The organism is Symploca atlantica LB2515 (genome assembly GCF_052546295.1).
This window is the reverse complement of sequence record NZ_JBQWMT010000001.1, coordinates 1-17,286: the sequence shown is the minus strand read 5'-3', so window position 1 is coordinate 17,286 and position 17,286 is coordinate 1. Positions and strand designations below refer to the sequence as shown.

Sequence of the window (17,286 nt, the reverse complement as noted above, 5' to 3'; positions counted from 1 at the left end):
TTAACTTGTAACTTTTACCTTAGAGCTGCTTTACTTCCGAAACTAGCTGCGCCACCATATCTTTGGCACTGCCAAACAGCATCATGGTTTTATCTTTGTAAAACAGTTCATTATCAACGCCAGCAAAGCCTGCACTCATACCGCGCTTAATCACAATAGTGTGCTTAGCCTTGTCTACCTCTAGAATTGGCATCCCGTAAATGGGGCTACCAGTATCAGTGCGGGCTGCTGGATTGACTACATCATTAGCACCAATCACCAGGGCGACATCTGTCTCTTCCAGTTGGGGATTGATATCATCCATATCATATAGTTGAGGATAAGGCACATTAGCCTCCGCCAAAAGCACGTTCATGTGTCCTGGCATCCTACCTGCAACTGGGTGAATTGCGTATTTCACTTCAACGCCCAGTCTTTCGAGTTGGTCAACTAACTCACGCACTGAGTGTTGCGCTTGAGCTACTGCCATACCGTAGCCTGGAACAATAACTACATTACGGGCATAACCGAGCATCATTGCCCCTTCTTCAGAACCGATGCTACGTACCACCTTGTCCTCAGCAGTAGCACTGCTACCACTAGCACCGCCAGTAGAACCGCCGCCAAAAGCACTAAAGAGTACATTGGGGAGTGAACGGTTCATTCCCTTACACATAATTTCGGTCAGAATCAATCCGGAGGCACCGACCAAAGCACCCGCAATGATCAGCATGTTGTTCATCACTACAAAACCGGCGGCACTGGCAGCTAAACCAGATAAAGAGTTGAGTAATGAGATGACTACTGGCATATCACCACCACCGATGGGGATGACAAACAAAATCCCCAATACCGATGAAATAGTAACCATTGCCAGGAAGACGGTGGTATTTTCTGGCGTTACCAACAGATAGCCACTACAGGCTAAAAAGCTAATCAATAGCAGAGCATTGAAGGGCTGCTGGAGGGGAAATGTCAGTGGCTTTCCACTAATAAGACCTTGTAATTTAGCAAACGCGACAAAAGATCCGGTAAGGGTGACCCCTCCAATCAAGACGCCAAGTATTACGGTAATCGTGGCATCCAGAGGTATAGATTCTTCAGGAGAGCTCAGTAAGCGCCAAAATTCCCCCACGGCAACTAGCGCCGATGCTGCGCCGCCCAAACCGTTGAGTATGCCAACCATTTGAGGCATGTCGGTCATTGCCACTTTTTGAGCAGTAATCGCACCAATCACTGAACCAATCGCGATCGCCAGCATAATCATCTGGTAGTTCAAAACATGCTGATCTAGCAGCGTCGCTACTACCGCCAGCAGCATTCCTACTGCTGCCATTGAATTGCCGTTCCTGGCTGTTGCTGGTGAACCCAGCTTTTTGAGACCAACAATGAATAAAGATGCCGCGACTAAATAAGTCAGCTGAATTCCAGTAGGCAAAAAGTCGCTCATGCCTTCACCTCTTTTTTCTTGAACATTTGCAACATCCGATCAGTGACGAGGAAACCGCCGACTACGTTGACAGTTGCCAACACCACGGCAATTAAGCCCAAAATCACCGTAAGATTGGATTCTTTAGGACCAGCGATAATTAATGCCCCAATTACGGCAATGCCGGAAATGGCGTTTGAGCCTGACATTAAGGGGGTGTGGAGAGTTGGCGGCACTTTGTTGATCACTTCAAAACCAACGAAAGACGCCAAGACAAAGACAAAAAAACTGGCAATTAATGCTGTTGTCATAGACTGATAGACTCCTTGTCATTTACTAGAGACAATATCTGTAGACAGGATGGGAGACCAGCAAGTCTCTCTGAGGAGATACCGGGTTTTATACAGTTGTGCTGACTTGAGTCAAAGCATCCTTTACTCTTTGATTGCGAATCTCACCATCGCAGGTAACGCAGGTACTGCCAATAATGTCGTCTTCAAAGTTCAGTTGCAGCTCACCATCTTTAAGCATGTACTGCAAAAAGGTAGAAATGTTTTTGGCGTACATCTGAGAGGCATGTACTGGTAGAGAGGAAGGCAAATTAATCGGTCCAATAATCATCACGCCGTCGCGCTGGATATCTTTGCCCGGTTCAGTGAGAGCGCAGTTTCCGCCTTGCTCAGCTGCGAGATCAACGATTACAGCACCAGGACTCATACTGTTCACCATTTCTTCTGTGACTAGTACGGGAGCTTTTCTACCAGGAACCTGAGCCGTTGTGATCACGACGTCGGCTTGCTTAACATGTTCGGCTACTAATTCCTGAGTGCGCTTTTTGGCATCCTCAGATATTTCTTTAGCGTAGCCACCAGCGGCGACGGTTTCTTCTTCAAGTTTTACCTCAACAAACTTGGCTCCGAGGCTTTGTACCTCTTCCTTAACTGCTGGTCTAATATCGAAAGCTTCAACTACAGCACCTAGGCGTCGAGCAGTTGCGATCGCTTGTAAACCGGCAACGCCTGCGCCCATAATAAACACTTTTGCTGGCTTTAGGGTACCAGCAGCAGTAGTCAACATGGGAAAGAACTTCGGTGATGCCGCCGCCCCAATCAGTACAGCCTTATATCCGGCTACTCCTGCCTGAGAGGAGAGAGCATCCATACTCTGAGCACGGCTAGTACGAGGAATCAGCTCCATACTAAAGGCTTTAACTTTCCGAGAAGCTAGACGCTGTGCAATTTCTGGCTTACCCAAAGGGTTAAGGAAGCTAATCAAGACACTCCCCTCGGACATCAGATCAACTTCCTGTTCTTTGGGTACGCCTACCTTGAGTAAGATATCTGCCTGACTCCATAAACTGGCTGTGTCAGAAATAATCTTGGCACCAACAGATTCGTAGGCTTCATCACTAAAAAATGACGCTTCTCCTGCACCAGCTTCTACCCATATTTCTAAGCCCTGTTTAACTAAACGACCAACTATGTCGGGGATCAGGGCAACTCGACGTTCACCCACTTCAATTTCTTTAGCAACCGCTATTTTCATGAACACTCCTTAGTGATAAACCAGAAAAATTACTAGGGATGGATCTGAATCTTTTTAATCTTTTGAGATGAAAGGGCAACCCAGACAATAGCAGCGTTTGCTTGCCTGTTGCCGAGAAAACCTGCTGCTGGATTTTCTACAGATTGCCTTTTACAGAGTAATATTCAGTACTTATACTCACTCTGACCACCGCAGAACCAACCCTGAACATTATCTAATGAGATATCTAAAATCCCGTCAATAACCTACTTAATATTTGGTTTGTCGGGGTGTAAATGTTGATTGAGGCAAAAACACGCACCGCTTAGCAAAATTTGTACCGACGGAATAAAACTTGATACCCGTTGAGAGAATCTTTTCGCTACATATAACCTTCTGAATATTATTAGTGTTGATTCTGCTTGTAGAGAGGTATTTTTAACATGTCTTAGGAATTCATTTTTTTATCCCCGTAAATTTTGGACTCTGCCATCTCTGTTATCTGCTGCCACCTTGGAACCAGAAGCTGCAGTTTCACTCACTGAGTAAAACTTGCATTCCACCATTAGCCCTCGTTTAGACTGGAAATACATCTGCTTTCCCAGGAGAGTAATCAGCAGCACTCATCCACCCTGTTTAATATCATCCACCCTCTTTAATATTTAGTATTAGGCGAGAGTTTAATCTCAGCCAATATAACCTCTGTAAATTTAAAGTATAAATTAAGTAGTTATAATTTAATTTTTGCTTTGTAACTACTATTAATACTTGTTTGCATTTTTTTGCAATTGTTTTAATTTTCCCTATCCTTGGGGTGACAATATTCTTGTTTTTAATATTAGTTAAACAAGTTTAATCAGGCTTTATCCAAGAATGAACTTCCCAATAGTTTGTGTTGATTGAGTCTGAGGGACACACTTTTGACTAGTTACTGGTGAATTAGCCTGATCATAATCTTTTTTAAGTATAAATTCCCCTTTTGACCATCAGCGGGGTCAAAAGGGGAAAATGCTCGAACACTGGTTGTAACTTATCTAGCTCAGCGGTGGTCTGTAATTTCTATGAAAGATGCCATTAAGTTGCGGTATTCTTTTTGTGTAATACTCTGCGAGCCGTACAATTCAGAAAGGGTCTGATTGAGAGCGTTGAATGCAGCTTCTGTCTTAATCCAAGTTTTACCAACCTCCAGTGCTGTTTCTGCTGTGGGGTATTCCTCCTCAGAAAAGACTACTCCACCGTAGAGAAATGTAATATGCCACTTCCAGCCTTCTTTGACAGGTAAAGCTTTGAAGCCAGAGATTTTTAAGGCATGGTGATTTCGATACATTAGCAAATTCAGTAATCAGCTTTAATAAAATTTTAATAATTATAGCTCAATTGGGAACCTTAGCGATAAGATTTATACCACATTTCAATTGACAGGTTGCAGGTTTTGCTTGCTGTTGAAATCTGATAGCGGGGAATCGTTTTCCAGGAATTGAGGCAAGGCTGAATAATTGATTAACTTTTAACCCTGATAGATGGTAATATCTCCATCCGTGGTGGCACTTTTCACGAAGCCTTAACGTCACCGCCTAGAGAGCATTCTCTATGGTTCAAATTGACTAGAGTCAGAGACGCTAAAGTTTAGCAAAGAACTTCAATACCCTAGAGCGAGAGGAGCTGGTACATGTTGTCAACCAAATCTTTTGTGAGACGCTTTATTTCTGCAGTGGCGGTTACCGGTTGTTTAATCACTGGCTTTTCAGTGGGTAGCTGGGCTCAGAGTAACCCCGGACTTACCATCTTTAGCGGTGTTGAACGGGAAAACCTGCTGCGCTATTACTTGGATTTTGGTGGCCGCCCTGGTAATTGGGATCGCTATCGGCTGAGGATTCCTTCCCAAAAAATGGAATTGGGAGTTTCACAGTTCACAGTTAATTATCCCGACTATTATGATGGTAAGTTTGATGAAGAAGAAATTGAAGTGCGTGTTGAGGGAGAAGCAGTTCCGCTATCTGAGGTGAAGTGGGATAAAGAGTACCACCGAATTCAGATTTACTTGCAAGAGCCAATTCTTGCGGGGAATAAGGTGGAATTAGTACTATCTAACGTCAAGAATCCGCGTTTTGGTGGAACTTATTACTTTGAGTGTAGAGCCATGTCACCCGGCGATGTTCCACTACCGCGTTATATCGGCACATGGATTTTGACTATTGGTAATAATTAATATTCCTTGACTTCTCACCTGGTTAAAGTAGCAGGAGAGAAGCCACAAAGATAAAGTTTTTGAGGGTGATTATCTAAATAGCAGTTTGAGTTGAAATTACCCTTGAGATGCTATCCTAATGGATCGTGACTGTTTTTGTAAGTTTATAATTGCCTCTTTGAAGTAACCTCGTATGACTCAGCGTACTCTTCACGGCACTAGCCGCAAACAAAAAAGAAAGTCTGGTTTTCGCGCCCGGATGCGGACTAAGAACGGTCGTGCCGTTATCAAAGCCCGCAGAAGCAGGGGTCGTTATCGTCTCTCTGTGTAGTTCTGCTTTTCCTTAGCAAGCCACAGCGAGTATCTGGCTGGTCAGATACTAGGAGTTTTTTATGGCCTTGCCTCAAGCCAATCGACTTAGGCACAGACGAGATTTTCAAGCAGTTTACCAGAGGGGAATTCGTCGCTCAGGGCGTTATCTGACTTTACGGGGTCTAATGCGTCCTGTGGCTCTAGGGGCATCGTCTCCAAAAACTCCCTTGATAAAAACTCAAAACAATAAGTCTTCTACTCAGATTGGCATATCAATTAGCCAAAAAGTTAGTAAGAAGGCAGTGATTCGCAATCGTATTAAACGGCAAATTCGGGCGGCTATAAAACAGCTCTTGCCAAGGCTATCACCAGACTGGCAATTGGTGGTGGTAGTTAAACTAGGAGCCCAAGAGTGCGATTATGCGCAATTTTTGCGAGAATTAGAGCAATTGTTGGTAGCAGCAGAGGTGCTCAATGGGCATAAAAGAGGAAGCGATTTATGAAGGCGGTCCCCACCCAGGAGATTTAATAATCAATATTTTGTTGGGTTTTACAGTGATTTGCTTGCCTTTGACAATAGGTGCAATTGTGCGAGCCTTGTGGCTGCGCTATCGCATTACTGACCGCCGAATATCTGTAACTGGTGGTTGGCAAGGACGTGACCGTACAGACGTTATATATTCAGAAGTTGCCAAAATCATCAAAGTTCCCCGTGGCTTGGGTGCTTGGGGAGATATTGTTGTTACTCTCAGAGACGGTAGCCGCTTAGAACTGCGCTCTCTTCCGAGATTTCGCGAAATCTACGACCACATTGCCCAAAAAGCAGCAGAAAAAACAGGCAAAAGCATCAATGCGATAAAGAGCTAGCTCTTTATTACCCCAAGTTCAGTCTTCTCTCTATCTGCCCTAATTATTCTGTGGTGCTTTGAGTGAGAGTGGTCAATACCCAATTCTCAAGCTTAAGTAGCTATCACACCTGCCGCTTGAAGAATTGGGAATTCTACATTGTAGGCTTTATCTTGTGGGTGGTCATTAAGTTCGTCTCAACAATTAAGCTAACTCAAACTCTGCCACCAGAACGAGGAAACTTGGAGACAACAGCGCTGATTGGCTGGCGTCTTACGGATAACCAGCCTCGCATTTGGACAAATACTTAGATAGATTAGATTCAGAAAAGTTCACGAGCGCCTAGATTAACTGTAATACGAATGGATTTTGGTATCGGCTTTCTTTCCAACAACGTCATGTTGCCAATCCTGGATTTCTTTTACGGGATTGTGCCCAGTTACGGTCTAGCCATCGTGGCGCTGACCCTGGTAATTCGCTTTGCCCTCTTTCCCTTAAATGCTGGCTCCATTCGCAACATGAGGCGAATGCGAATTACCCAACCGCTGATGAAAAAGCGGCAAGAAGAAATTCAGAAACTATACAAAGAGGATCCTACTAAACAGCAGGAAGAGATGGGCAAGCTCTTCAAAGAATTTGGTAATCCGTTAGCTGGCTGCTTGCCAGTGGTGTTACAAATGCCAATTCTGTTTGCTCTATTTGCTACCTTACGGGGGTCACCGTTTTCTAACATCAACTACGACATCAATCTCCAAATTTTCCCCAGAGAACAGCTTGAGCTCATTCAACCCCAAGCTTTTTCCACGAAGCCTCAAAATATTTACCTTGCAGATGGTGTTCATGCCCCAGTTGCCGCTTTGCTTCCCGCCGGTAATCGTTTAGTAGTAGGCGAGAAAACTCAAGTGGAGTTTCAAACTGTTGAAGGCAAAACCCTAGAACAAGTGCTGGGTGAGTATCCGGATACAGAAATCATCCCTAAGTGGAAGGTAACCAAAGGCGAAGAGCGTCTATTGCTGCACGAAGATGGGACATTTGAAGCTTTGCTTCCAGGGGAAGTTACCCTTCAGGGAACCATTCCTGGGCTAGCTACCAATAGAGGATTCCTGTTCATTGATGCCTTAGGACGAGTCGGTGCCTTTGATGATGATGGCAATATCCACTGGGATATTGTTGGCATGATTCTTTTCTTCGGTATTAGTTTGTACATCAACCAGACTCTCTCTGGTCAGAATGCCACGAATGCCCAGCCACAACAGCAAGCGATCAATAAAATTACCCCAGTTTTGTTTAGTGGGATGTTCTTCTTCTTCCCATTACCTGCTGGTGTGTTGATGTACATGGCAATAGCCAACATGTTTCAGACTATCCAGACCTTTATTCTGATGCGAGAACCTTTACCGGAAAACATTCAGAAGATGGTAGAACAGCAGGAAACAGAAGAAAAAGTAAAATCCGGCGAACCACTTCGAGAGGCGTTGCCTTTTGAGCCAAAACGCTCCAAGAAAAAGGCTTCAAGTTAGTTATGAACGATCAGCCAAGGCAGAGGGGTCAGCAATGGCTTGCAGAAATCATGCGCTTAGCGGGATTGCCTGCCGATGTTGAGGCAACAGACGTTAAGGAACTCCAAGAGGATAGGACAAGCTACTGGTTGACAATTGACCAAACACCACTGACTGTAGAGCAAATTCAAACCTTGATTGGGCCCAAAGGTTCCGTGATCGATGCTCTCCAGTACTTGGCTAATTCCATCCTGAATTTGAGCCAAGATCAGGAGCAGCAAGCTGCCTACACAATCGAGCTCGATGGCTACAGAACTCGACGTCAAGCCGAACTCCAAGCACTAGCTGCTCAAGCGGCTCAAGAAGTGCGGGAGACAGGACAAGAAATGGAACTAAAATCTTTATCTTCAGCTGAACGGCGTCAAGTTCATACCTTTTTCAAGGAGTGGGAAGACTTAGAAACTTACTCTCAGGGACAAGAGCCAGATCGCCGTCTTATTGTACGTCGGCGCTGAAACACTTTGTGTCTCTGGCAATTAGCTCAACCAGTAGAAAAAGTTGCTAGTGTACTCATGAGCCTTAGTAGAGCCGGGTGAGGTAGTACCATTCGGGAAAAACCCTACTGTACTGAGTCATTCAAAGGACGGGATTAGCATCATGGAAGCGATTTATATTCCTTCTCTGCTCAAGCTACCAGAGCAGACTGAGGTAATGGAGATTAATCAACGTCTTGCAGGCCTAGAAACACTAACCGCCGTGCGAGGACGCCTGCAAGTAAAGCACCAAGGAAATTACCTCGAAGTTTCTGCCCAAGGAGCCGCAATTGTAACCCTGGTTTGCGACCGCTGTTTACGACAGTATAATCACCGTTTAGCGATTGATACGTCGGAACTTATTTGGTTAGATGAATCGGTAAACCAACCAGATGATGGGCCGCTGGAGCGGGAGATTCTGCTGGAAGATTTAGTGGAAATGCTGCCACCACAGGGATATTTTCAGCCTGAAACCTGGCTGTACGAGCAACTTTGTTTGGCGATTCCCCTACGTAAGCTGTGTGGCAAGCAGTGTGCTGGAATCCCTGCTACTGATGACGGTAGCGAATCACCAAAAGATCGGCGTTGGCAAGCATTGGAAAGTATCAAGCAACAACTCTCTGGATAAGTCGGGAGTTATCGCTCAAGAAAATATTGAGATCGCAATATTTTCTCAATACTTAATTTAATTTTTAATTCCCCTGTGTACCATGAATTTTAATGAACAGTTCGAGCTGCTTTTAAGGGCTCGCTATCCTTTGGTCTACATTCCGACCCTTGAAGAAGAGCGAGTAGAAGCAGTAATCACTCAGGCGGCACAACGCTTGGGGTCTCGCGCTGTTTATATCTGGGATTTTGTTGACGGGTATCAGGGAAACCCGAACGACAAAGGTTTTGGACGTCGAAATCCATTGCAAGCCTTAGAATTTGTGGAAAAAGTAGCTGACAGAGCCGCTGCTATTTTTATATTGAGAGATTTTCATCGATTTTTGGAAGATATATCGGTTGCCCGAAAACTCAAAAATCTGTCACGATGCCTCAAATCGCAGCCCAAAAACATTGTTATAGTTGCACCATCCGTCTGTGTACCTGCCGACTTGACGGAAGTGCTAACAGTTTTGGAATTTCCCCTTCCCGACGCCTCAGAGATCAAAACCGAAATCGGACGTTTACTAGCCTCTACAGGGAAATCTCTAGACGACAAAGTAACTGATGAGTTAGTACGCTCTTGTCAAGGTCTTTCTCTAGAAAGGATTCGTCGAGTTCTCGCCCGTGCAGTCGCTTTCCACGGTGCAATTCAACCAGAAGATGTAGAACTGATTCTGGAAGAAAAACGCCAATCGATTCGTCAGACACAAATCTTAGAGTTTTACTCAACAGCGGAAAAAATTTCTGACATTGGCGGCTTAGATAACCTCAAAGACTGGCTACTGCGGCGTGGTGGTGCCTTTTCAGAACGGGCTAGACAGTACGGTTTACCTTACCCCCGTGGCTTGCTATTAGTGGGAATTCAGGGAACTGGAAAATCTTTAACGGCAAAAGCGATCGCTCATCACTGGCACTTACCCTTGCTACGTTTAGATGTAGGGCGTCTCTTCGGTGGCTTAGTGGGAGAATCAGAATCCCGTACTCGGCAGATGATTCAGCTAGCAGAAGCCTTAGCACCCTGTATTCTGTGGATTGATGAAATTGATAAAGCTTTTTCTGGAGTCGATTCCAAAGGAGACGCTGGGACTAGTAGTCGTGTCTTTGGTACCTTCATCACCTGGCTAGCGGAAAAGAAGTCGCCAGTTTTTGTTGTTGCTACTGCCAATAACGTCAAAGCTTTACCCTCAGAAATGCTGCGTAAAGGTCGCTTTGACGAAATTTTCTTTGTCGATTTACCAAGCGAGCAGGAACGTAAGGCAATTTTCGAGCTACATTTATCTCGATTGCGGCCTCACAACTTAAAGATTTATGATTTATGCCGATTAGCTAACGAAACCCCAGACTTTTCTGGAGCAGAAATCGAGCAGACTCTGATTGAAGCCATGCATATTGGCTTCAGCCAAAACCGAGACTTTACTACTGATGATATCTTGGCAGCAGCTAGCCAAATTATTCCTTTGGCTCGGACTGCCGAAGAACAGATCCAATTTTTACAAGGCTGGGCTGCTGCTGGCAAAGCACGTATGGCTTCTAAAGACAGCCTTTTGAGTAGCCGTATTCAGCGTCAACGACCGTAATAGTTAGTTATTAGCTGAGTTGTTGTTGGTTAACCGAGTTAAAATTTTCCTTGTAGAATCTTGACTTATTAGCAACAAATAACAACTCCTTATGAGTTTGTCTTTTTCAGGTATTGCTCAATTTATCGTCGGCGTGATCATCGGCATCTCCCTACTAGTGGGGAGTGGGGCCGCCACTGCCTACTATTTCTTTACTAAACTTTCTGCCAACCCCGCCAAACCAATCTTTGCCGAGGAAGTTCCTCAAGAGTCACCAGTTGCCAAGCCAGCTAGTTCTCCGAATAAGCCTCCATCTCAAACTCAGCAAGCTAAGGCTACTCCTAGTAAGCCACCAGAGCAAAAGTTGGCACCCGGAACTTATCAAGCTGTCGTTACCTGGCCAGAAGGGTTGAGTCTTCGCGATGCACCTAGTTTAGAGGCTAACCGCATCGGTGGTGTTGCCTACGATCAGGAAGTAATCATCTTGAAGAAAAGCGACGATCAAAAATGGCAACAAGTACGCTTGGCAGATGGAGAACAACAAGGCTGGGTCAAGGCAGGTAACGTTCGACGAGTTGATAATTAACAAAAATCAAAATTTCACAAGAAAAGTATACTCTTTTCATAAGATTAATCAATGATTAAGAATCAGGAAGTCCTCCATAACAGCATCAAGAAACTAAGACGGCTTCCTGATGTTTAATTTCCCAGGCTAGGACGATAGTTAAATTTCCTTGTCTAAAATTTTATAAAGAATCGCCAAAATTTAAGTTTTAGAGGGAAACTTTTACTAGCTTACAGACTAACCTATTCAAAATTATTCTCATTACTGTTAAGAAAGATAGCTAAAGTTTAATCTTGGTTACAAAATTATCGGTAAGTAAAAAGCAAGTTAAGTAGAAATGGTAGTTTGTATAACTATCGATTAAATTACTTAACAACCTTACTTACGGATAACAGCAATGTACAAAAATAACTCTAACCAAGACCTAATAGGAGGAGCTATCACAGCTGCTTTAGGTGCTGGAATCGTAACATCCTTTGCCGTGAGTCAAGGTCAAAACCCCTTTGTTGCTTTGGCAATTACTGCTTTTTCTGCCCTGGTTGCCCTATTGTGTGTCCGTTTTGGACTGATTTAACTATTGATCCTCAAACTCCGCCCCCGGCTAAACTGGGCGGAGTGCTTAATATGGCATTGTCTTGAACTAACTATCAGTAACAGGCTTCGAGGTTGATATCTCCTAGTTTAGGAAAGCCGTTGGAAACCCATCCCATTTGAGGGGATTGGAGCTCAACCCATTCTCGTCCTTCGCTATCTAAACTAAACTGGGGAGAACTGCTGAGGGCAACCCACTCTCCAGGAAATACCCCACCAATCCTGGGGGAGTAGGAGTTGGGTTTTTTCCGGATAACTAAACCTTCTGGGAGTTCGTATCTTACTCGTCGGCACAATCCTCGTGGTAAATTTTCCTCATACTCCTCTGTTGGTTTAAAAGACTCTTCCTCTACCACGTCAGAACAAGATGTAAGGTTTCTTGACCAGACAAATCCGCTGACGGGTGAACTGACTGCTATCCAACCATCCCTACTACTTTGTTCTGCAAGAGTGACCCGTTCTTTTATTTGTAATGCTCTAATTGGATTAGTAGTCGAACGATCTTGATAGATAAACATCGACCTATTAGCAGCACGGCATTTAGCTACTAGCCTGCGTGCCAACTCAAAGTTATCCCCCGTCTGAGATAGGATTACTTCTGATTGCCGAATCGTATTGGCTAAAGTAGCGCTATTAACAACAGTAGCGGTAGCTTTAAGACCACTTACAGCACTCAACAATAAAGCCAAGAGAGCGACTGGCTTGCCCCAGTGGCTCGTCTTTTTCATGATTTTAACCCTCCTCTCAATGTGTCAGTATCTTAATATCTTTTCAGTTAAATAATTACCCTACAAAATTACCCATACGTTATATAGTTAGTATGATTCTTTGAAGGTAATTTATTAGGCTAATTAGTAGTAAATTAAACCTGGATTGCCAGATATAATGTCAGATCTACCGTACTAACACTGTATTTTCCGGAACCTTCGCTAGGTACATTTGCCAGAGGGAAGGCTTTTTAACTCCTTAGTCTCTATTCCAATACTGAGCAATGGGGAGATTGTGCCTCGCCGTAGGGACTGGACAGGCTTTAAGGGGTTGAGTAGTAATCGAAAAAATTGCTAAAACTTAAAATCCCAGGCCGTCAAAATCAAGCTATAGCTCTTAAATGAACCTGTATCGTAGCTTCAGAGCTGTTTTAACTTTCAAATAAGTCTACAATACGTTGCCTTCGCTTGATAAACTAGCGGGGAAAATTGCTCAGAAAGACTATGGAAATACTTGTCTATCTTCATCTTGCTCTAGCCGACGAGAACCCAACAGAACCCACTCCAGTTTTAATGCTGGAGGTGAAGAAACTTTTTGCACGACTTAGTGAGCAAAAGCTTGCTAGCCATGCACGGATTTATTTGTTGTCACTGGTTGTCATCCTCGGCATTTTAGGAACGGCGGGCGAAGCCTCAGCACAGGAACTGCTCAAAAGAGGTACTAAAGGTTCAGAAGTTACTGAAGTTCAGCGGCGTCTGCGGGAACTGAGATATTTTAATGAGCAACCAACGGGCTTTTTTGGCGAAATAACCGAGAACGCAGTTAAAAAGTTCCAGGAAGATTCTGGGCTACTGGCTGATGGTGTTGTTGGGGAACAAACCGAAGCTGCACTATTTGCTGATTCATCTGTGACTCAAGCAAGGCAGCAGCAGTTACAGACTTTCGACACTCTGCCCCCGCCTCAGATTGGGGGACCAACTTTAGCTTCACCAGGACAAGTAACCTGGCAATCTTTCAACACTCTGCCCCCCCCTCAGGCTTACTCAGAAGAATCCATAACACCCTTTGGAGACTCTAATGAGTATCCTAATTCTGATTTTCGTGAGCGTGAATATCCGGTTGGTGAGCCAATTCGTAAGTATCGCCAGACAGCCCCTAACTATCCTACCTCTGTAGACGAAGTTGTTTTACGAAGAGGCGATCGCGGCCCAGCAGTCAAGAAGCTTCAGGAAGAACTGCGTAGAAGAGGCTTTAACCCAGGTCCGATTGATGGGATATTTGGTAGTCAAACCGAGGTAGCTCTGAGGCGGTTTCAGAGAACCTATCGTTTATACGGTAACGGCATTGCTGATGCCAGGACTCTGGCAGCCTTGGGAATCTATGGTGTTGATGAGCAGAATCGTTACGTGGTGATTGTACCAGTTCGTGATTACGAAACCCTCTCTCAAGTTCGGCAGTATATAAGAAATGCTTTTTTGGCGAGTTTGCTCCGAGGTAACTATGTTAACGCCGGTTCCTTCGACAACCGCTATGAAGCCGAGAGTCTTTCCTATGCACTGCGGGCCCGGGGACTCGATGCACGGGTAGAGTATTTCCAGTAAGACACTCGCGGCATGACCCAATTACCCCTCCTCACACTACCCGGTTACTTTTGATACACTCTTTGTACCAATCGAAACTGGCTTTAGGAATGCGTCTTTGTGTCGGGTAATCAATATAGATCAGACCAAAGCGCCGTTCATAACCGCAAGCCCACTCAAAATTGTCCATTAAACTCCAGAGGAAATATCCTTTCAAAGGATAACCCTCACTCACAGCGCGATGAGCTGCCCGCAAGTGTTCTCGCAGGTACATAATACGATCAGTATCAATTACCTCGCCCTGGGCATTCACTCTATCTTGGGCGGCACAGCCATTCTCGGAGATCAACACTGGCAAATCGGGACGCCCTACTGTCTCACTCAGATGACGAATGCCCCAATAAAGAGAATCAGGTAGGATATTTAACCAAGGCATGTGCAACCTAGGGTAGCCCGGAGGAAAGCTGAGAAACTCGTACCCTAATTGATTATCAGCAGCTCTAACATAAGTACCAGAGTAGACATTAAAACCAAAGACATCCAAAGGCTGATGAATTACCTGCAAGTCACCTTCTTGGATATCCGGTGCATCTGCTGCCAATTGTTCTAGCAGCACTGGACTATAGGCACCAGTGAGGGCAGGAAAAACGATGCCACCATTTTGACCACAGCTAGGGAAAGCCTGTTTTGCTGCTGCGACATGGACGGGTGACTCATTAATCGGAACTGTTACGGCAAAGTTATCTACTAGGGCCACAGAACAGGGAACCGTTGACGCCGCACGGATAGCCTGAACTCCCAAACCATGAGCCAGCAAAGCGTGGTGAGAAGCCTGCCACACTTGTTTGGCTAAGCTAACACGCTTGCCTGGGGCATGAGGCGGTTCTTGGTTAAGAGCATAGCCCATGTGAGTAAAACAGGGAATTTCGTTGATTGTCATCCAGTTAGTAATGCGATCGCCTAACCGACTAACAACAGCCATAACGTAGTCAGCGTAATCAAAAGACATCTGCCGACTCTGCCAAGAACCATATAATTCTTCTAGTGCTTGGGGAGAGTCCCAGTGAAAGAGAGTGGCGTGAGGGGTAATGCCGTAACTGAGTAAGTTATCAACCAGACGCTTATAGAAATCAACTCCTTGTTGGTTAACTTGACCAACACCGTCAGGCATGATTCTCGACCAAGAAATGCTAAAGCGATAGTGCTTAATACCTAATTGTGCCATCAGCTGCACGTCTTGTGGATAGCGATGGTAATGGTCACAAGCGATCGCACCAGTATCACCGTTGAGAACGCGTCCAGGAGTGGCACTGAAGGTGTCCCAAACACTAGGTTTACGCCCTCCTTCGTTTACTGCTCCTTCAATCTGGTAAGAGGCAGTGGCAGCACCCCACCAAAAATTTTCCGAGAATTGGTAACTGTTCGGACGGCTATTCACTCAAAGACCCCTTCTGGTGAAATGCAAATTTGGTTTAACGATATCTAGGTAAGCAAGATTTTTAATGGTCAGGGTTTAGGACTAACTCTCAGTTGAAGGAATGTCTTATCAAAGTTTGCTGTCGTGCTACTAAGTACATAGGCATAGTGTACCTCTCTCCCTGGATGCCAAAAGACGTGGCTGTCCTGTAAAGCTTAGGGATTAGCAAAACTACAAATTTACTAGGAGTATTTTCCTCAGGTGGCAATTAGTGTTTTAAATATGCTCAATTAATAGTACTTTAAGGCTAATTTACGTCCACAGAAATTTTTCATTAATTGCACAAGTGGTTATCTGTACCCCAACTGATTTTTAATTGGTGGTTTATTTCTACCAGGTTGTACTAGTGAAGTTATCGAGATAAAACCAATGGCTACCCAAAATACTAAACTGTCAATTTCTGTGCCGCCTGATGCCCACAAACAGCTAAAAGCCTTCCAGGATAAGCATAAAATCAAGTCTTTATCGAGTGCGATTGTCACTCTTATGGAAAGTTACCTTGAGTTAGCACAAAGGGAAGCTTCTGCTCAAGCCAGAGAACCTGAAACCGACAGTAGCTTAGCTTTTGCTCTGACAAAACGCATCGATGAATTGGCAGCCAGACTAGCACTCGTAGAAGAAGAACTGAGCAAACCTAGTTCTGATCACAGAATAAAACCCAATTCGTCTCTTCAACTAACTCCAACACCTAGGCAACCAGATGACGCCATCTACGGTGGTGGTGAAGCTGCCGATCTTTTCTACGGCTGGGAAGTACCTGCCAACGTATCCTATGTCTTCAGTCGTTTCCAAGAACTCGACAATGACGAAGCAAAAGCTGCCTTTGCAGATAAATGGGTAAGCATGTGTATCCACAGCATTGAAACAGCTTTAGTTGTCTGTTACCCCCTATTGAGAATTATCAAAGAAAAAGAGGTATACAAAACTTCTCACTGGGTAGAAGGTAACAAAATTTATGATTCATTCAAAGATTACTTTAAACACCGATGCCACCGATTTTTCCAGAAGTGGTTGGAACTAGAGTTAACCCACCAGTTCGTGACAGAAAACTGTAGACCATTTCTTGAGGCACTATTACCTTTAGAGAATTCCCTTAAAGGGACTAATAACTGTAATAGTGAGACTGTCTTAGCTACTAAGTCAACTAAAAAGCAATCAAAGGTACAAACAGATACACCTCAATTGGATGAGGCGATAGAAGAATTAGCGACAGACACTAAGTCTGCAAGCAAAACCCTGAAAGAACAACCTAAAACCCAAGAGACAGCCCTAGCTGTAGAGAGACCTCAAGAACTTACACGGGAAAAGGTCAAGCTCATGACCACAGCAGAAGTTGTTCAGTTTTGCGGACTAACTACAGGTCAGCTCAACCGAGGGAAACAACAAGGCAACCTGCCAATAGAGGTATTAATCGATGGAGTGAAGTATAGCATCGACTATGTGAAGAAAGGGGTACAAGGAAGAAACCTTTGGTCAGTCAAACTTTTACAAAAAAAGGAAAACCGTCAAAAACAAAAAAAAGCATCACAGCCTACTCAGAAAAAGACCGACTCTGCCTCCACAGAGAGTCAAACTTCTACCAACGACTCTGCCACTTCTTTCGTATTGACGCAGACATCGCTTAGTGAAAGACTGAAAGTGCCTAGAAGTACCTTTAGAAGAAAGAAAAATCAGATGTCTAAATCTGAGTTTGCCCAATGGACTGGTAGCAAGGATCCAGATGGTATTGCTTGGGTTTACTCAGTAAAGTTAAAACAGTATCATCCCGTAAGCTAGTTTTTTATGCATTGTTTGCTGCGAAGCTGCGACTTAGCAGCCTCGCTACTTTATAAAATTCGATAATCGGGATGA

Annotated in this window: 19 protein-coding genes; 13 read left to right on the top strand and 6 right to left on the bottom strand. The window is 44.4% G+C overall.

Annotation, left to right across the window (positions count from 1 at the left end; all coding sequences use genetic code 11):
- Positions 1–19 precede the first annotated feature (19 nt).
- From ACT7WV_RS00095 to ACT7WV_RS00080, 4 genes are all read right to left on the bottom strand, one after another.
- Entirely contained in the window at positions 20–1,429 is a 1,410-nt protein-coding gene (locus ACT7WV_RS00095) for an NAD(P)(+) transhydrogenase (Re/Si-specific) subunit beta (protein WP_445100929.1), read from the bottom strand.
- Positions 1,426–1,719, bottom strand: coding sequence for an NAD(P) transhydrogenase subunit alpha part 2 (locus ACT7WV_RS00090; protein WP_445100928.1), 294 nt, complete (start codon positions 1,717–1,719; stop codon positions 1,426–1,428). The genes ACT7WV_RS00095 and ACT7WV_RS00090 overlap by 4 nt, the downstream gene beginning before the upstream one ends.
- 88 nt (positions 1,720–1,807) lie before the next feature.
- Positions 1,808–2,953: a Re/Si-specific NAD(P)(+) transhydrogenase subunit alpha gene (locus tag ACT7WV_RS00085; RefSeq protein WP_445100927.1), complete on the bottom strand. Its 1,146-nt coding sequence runs from the start codon at positions 2,951–2,953 to the stop codon at positions 1,808–1,810.
- 1,018 nt (positions 2,954–3,971) lie between these two features.
- A complete protein-coding gene (locus tag ACT7WV_RS00080) occupies positions 3,972–4,259 on the bottom strand; it encodes a hypothetical protein (protein ID WP_445100926.1) in 288 nt (95 codons plus the stop codon).
- 342 nt (positions 4,260–4,601) lie between these two features.
- On the opposite strand from ACT7WV_RS00080, the gene ACT7WV_RS00075 reads away from it, so the two are divergent.
- The 11 genes from ACT7WV_RS00075 to ACT7WV_RS00025 all read left to right on the top strand — a co-directional run bounded on the left by ACT7WV_RS00075 (position 4,602) and on the right by ACT7WV_RS00025 (position 11,653).
- A complete protein-coding gene (locus ACT7WV_RS00075) occupies positions 4,602–5,141 on the top strand; it encodes a DUF2808 domain-containing protein (RefSeq protein WP_445100925.1) in 540 nt (179 codons plus the stop codon).
- Between the two features lie 172 nt (positions 5,142–5,313).
- Positions 5,314–5,451, top strand: coding sequence for a 50S ribosomal protein L34 (gene rpmH, locus ACT7WV_RS00070; protein WP_445100924.1), 138 nt, complete (start codon positions 5,314–5,316; stop codon positions 5,449–5,451).
- A gap of 61 nt (positions 5,452–5,512) precedes the next feature.
- The gene (gene rnpA / locus ACT7WV_RS00065) at positions 5,513–5,935 is read left to right on the top strand and encodes a ribonuclease P protein component (protein ID WP_445100923.1); all 423 of its coding nucleotides are present in this window, start codon (positions 5,513–5,515) and stop codon (positions 5,933–5,935) included.
- Positions 5,907–6,299 (top strand): PH domain-containing protein, encoded by a 393-nt coding sequence (locus ACT7WV_RS00060; protein ID WP_445100922.1) that lies wholly within the window; start codon positions 5,907–5,909, stop codon positions 6,297–6,299. The genes rnpA and ACT7WV_RS00060 overlap by 29 nt, the downstream gene beginning before the upstream one ends.
- Positions 6,300–6,367: 68 nt before the next feature.
- Positions 6,368–6,589, top strand: a complete 222-nt coding sequence (locus ACT7WV_RS00055) for a hypothetical protein (protein WP_445100921.1) — start codon at positions 6,368–6,370, stop codon at positions 6,587–6,589.
- 51 nt (positions 6,590–6,640) lie between these two features.
- Positions 6,641–7,798, top strand: coding sequence for a membrane protein insertase YidC (yidC, locus tag ACT7WV_RS00050; protein ID WP_445100920.1), 1,158 nt, complete (start codon positions 6,641–6,643; stop codon positions 7,796–7,798).
- A 2-nt stretch (positions 7,799–7,800) separates the two neighbouring features.
- On the top strand, positions 7,801–8,292 hold the full coding sequence (locus ACT7WV_RS00045) for a Jag family protein (protein ID WP_445100919.1): 492 nt from the start codon (positions 7,801–7,803) through the stop codon (positions 8,290–8,292).
- A gap of 142 nt (positions 8,293–8,434) precedes the next feature.
- The gene (locus tag ACT7WV_RS00040; protein WP_445100918.1) at positions 8,435–8,938 is read left to right on the top strand and encodes a YceD family protein; all 504 of its coding nucleotides are present in this window, start codon (positions 8,435–8,437) and stop codon (positions 8,936–8,938) included.
- 82 nt (positions 8,939–9,020) lie between these two features.
- A complete protein-coding gene (locus ACT7WV_RS00035; protein WP_445100917.1) occupies positions 9,021–10,535 on the top strand; it encodes an AAA family ATPase in 1,515 nt (504 codons plus the stop codon).
- A 91-nt stretch (positions 10,536–10,626) separates the two neighbouring features.
- Positions 10,627–11,100: an SH3 domain-containing protein gene (locus tag ACT7WV_RS00030; protein ID WP_445100916.1), complete on the top strand. Its 474-nt coding sequence runs from the start codon at positions 10,627–10,629 to the stop codon at positions 11,098–11,100.
- 376 nt (positions 11,101–11,476) lie between these two features.
- A complete protein-coding gene (locus ACT7WV_RS00025; RefSeq protein WP_445100915.1) occupies positions 11,477–11,653 on the top strand; it encodes a hypothetical protein in 177 nt (58 codons plus the stop codon).
- A gap of 73 nt (positions 11,654–11,726) precedes the next feature.
- Here ACT7WV_RS00025 and ACT7WV_RS00020 read toward each other — a convergent pair whose 3' ends face one another.
- On the bottom strand, positions 11,727–12,398 hold the full coding sequence (locus ACT7WV_RS00020; RefSeq protein WP_445100914.1) for an SH3 domain-containing protein: 672 nt from the start codon (positions 12,396–12,398) through the stop codon (positions 11,727–11,729).
- Between the two features lie 483 nt (positions 12,399–12,881).
- On the opposite strand from ACT7WV_RS00020, the gene ACT7WV_RS00015 reads away from it, so the two are divergent.
- Positions 12,882–13,979: a peptidoglycan-binding domain-containing protein gene (locus ACT7WV_RS00015; protein WP_445100913.1), complete on the top strand. Its 1,098-nt coding sequence runs from the start codon at positions 12,882–12,884 to the stop codon at positions 13,977–13,979.
- A gap of 31 nt (positions 13,980–14,010) precedes the next feature.
- Here ACT7WV_RS00015 and ACT7WV_RS00010 read toward each other — a convergent pair whose 3' ends face one another.
- A complete protein-coding gene (locus ACT7WV_RS00010) occupies positions 14,011–15,396 on the bottom strand; it encodes a GH1 family beta-glucosidase (RefSeq protein WP_445100912.1) in 1,386 nt (461 codons plus the stop codon).
- A gap of 408 nt (positions 15,397–15,804) precedes the next feature.
- On the opposite strand from ACT7WV_RS00010, the gene ACT7WV_RS00005 reads away from it, so the two are divergent.
- Positions 15,805–17,211 carry a hypothetical protein gene (locus ACT7WV_RS00005; RefSeq protein ID WP_445100911.1) on the top strand — a complete coding sequence of 469 codons (1,407 nt, stop codon included), beginning with the start codon at positions 15,805–15,807 and terminating at the stop codon, positions 17,209–17,211.
- Positions 17,212–17,286: the final 75 nt, after the last annotated feature.

What these genes read in the sequence shown, in the direction of transcription:
- ACT7WV_RS00095 (WP_445100929.1), bottom strand. Translation starts at nt 1,429, where the DNA reads ATGAGCGACTTTTTGCCTACTGGAATTCAGCTGACTTATTTAGTCGCG.
- ACT7WV_RS00090 (WP_445100928.1), bottom strand. Translation starts at nt 1,719, where the DNA reads ATGACAACAGCATTAATTGCCAGTTTTTTTGTCTTTGTCTTGGCGTCT.
- ACT7WV_RS00085 (WP_445100927.1), bottom strand. Translation starts at nt 2,953, where the DNA reads ATGAAAATAGCGGTTGCTAAAGAAATTGAAGTGGGTGAACGTCGAGTT.
- ACT7WV_RS00080 (WP_445100926.1), bottom strand. Translation starts at nt 4,259, where the DNA reads ATGTATCGAAATCACCATGCCTTAAAAATCTCTGGCTTCAAAGCTTTA.
- ACT7WV_RS00075 (WP_445100925.1), top strand. Translation starts at nt 4,602, where the DNA reads ATGTTGTCAACCAAATCTTTTGTGAGACGCTTTATTTCTGCAGTGGCG.
- rpmH (WP_445100924.1), top strand. Translation starts at nt 5,314, where the DNA reads ATGACTCAGCGTACTCTTCACGGCACTAGCCGCAAACAAAAAAGAAAG.
- rnpA (WP_445100923.1), top strand. Translation starts at nt 5,513, where the DNA reads ATGGCCTTGCCTCAAGCCAATCGACTTAGGCACAGACGAGATTTTCAA.
- ACT7WV_RS00060 (WP_445100922.1), top strand. Translation starts at nt 5,907, where the DNA reads ATGGGCATAAAAGAGGAAGCGATTTATGAAGGCGGTCCCCACCCAGGA.
- yidC (WP_445100920.1), top strand. Translation starts at nt 6,641, where the DNA reads ATGGATTTTGGTATCGGCTTTCTTTCCAACAACGTCATGTTGCCAATC.
- ACT7WV_RS00045 (WP_445100919.1), top strand. Translation starts at nt 7,801, where the DNA reads ATGAACGATCAGCCAAGGCAGAGGGGTCAGCAATGGCTTGCAGAAATC.
- ACT7WV_RS00040 (WP_445100918.1), top strand. Translation starts at nt 8,435, where the DNA reads ATGGAAGCGATTTATATTCCTTCTCTGCTCAAGCTACCAGAGCAGACT.
- ACT7WV_RS00035 (WP_445100917.1), top strand. Translation starts at nt 9,021, where the DNA reads ATGAATTTTAATGAACAGTTCGAGCTGCTTTTAAGGGCTCGCTATCCT.
- ACT7WV_RS00030 (WP_445100916.1), top strand. Translation starts at nt 10,627, where the DNA reads ATGAGTTTGTCTTTTTCAGGTATTGCTCAATTTATCGTCGGCGTGATC.
- ACT7WV_RS00025 (WP_445100915.1), top strand. Translation starts at nt 11,477, where the DNA reads ATGTACAAAAATAACTCTAACCAAGACCTAATAGGAGGAGCTATCACA.
- ACT7WV_RS00020 (WP_445100914.1), bottom strand. Translation starts at nt 12,398, where the DNA reads ATGAAAAAGACGAGCCACTGGGGCAAGCCAGTCGCTCTCTTGGCTTTA.
- ACT7WV_RS00015 (WP_445100913.1), top strand. Translation starts at nt 12,882, where the DNA reads ATGGAAATACTTGTCTATCTTCATCTTGCTCTAGCCGACGAGAACCCA.
- ACT7WV_RS00005 (WP_445100911.1), top strand. Translation starts at nt 15,805, where the DNA reads ATGGCTACCCAAAATACTAAACTGTCAATTTCTGTGCCGCCTGATGCC.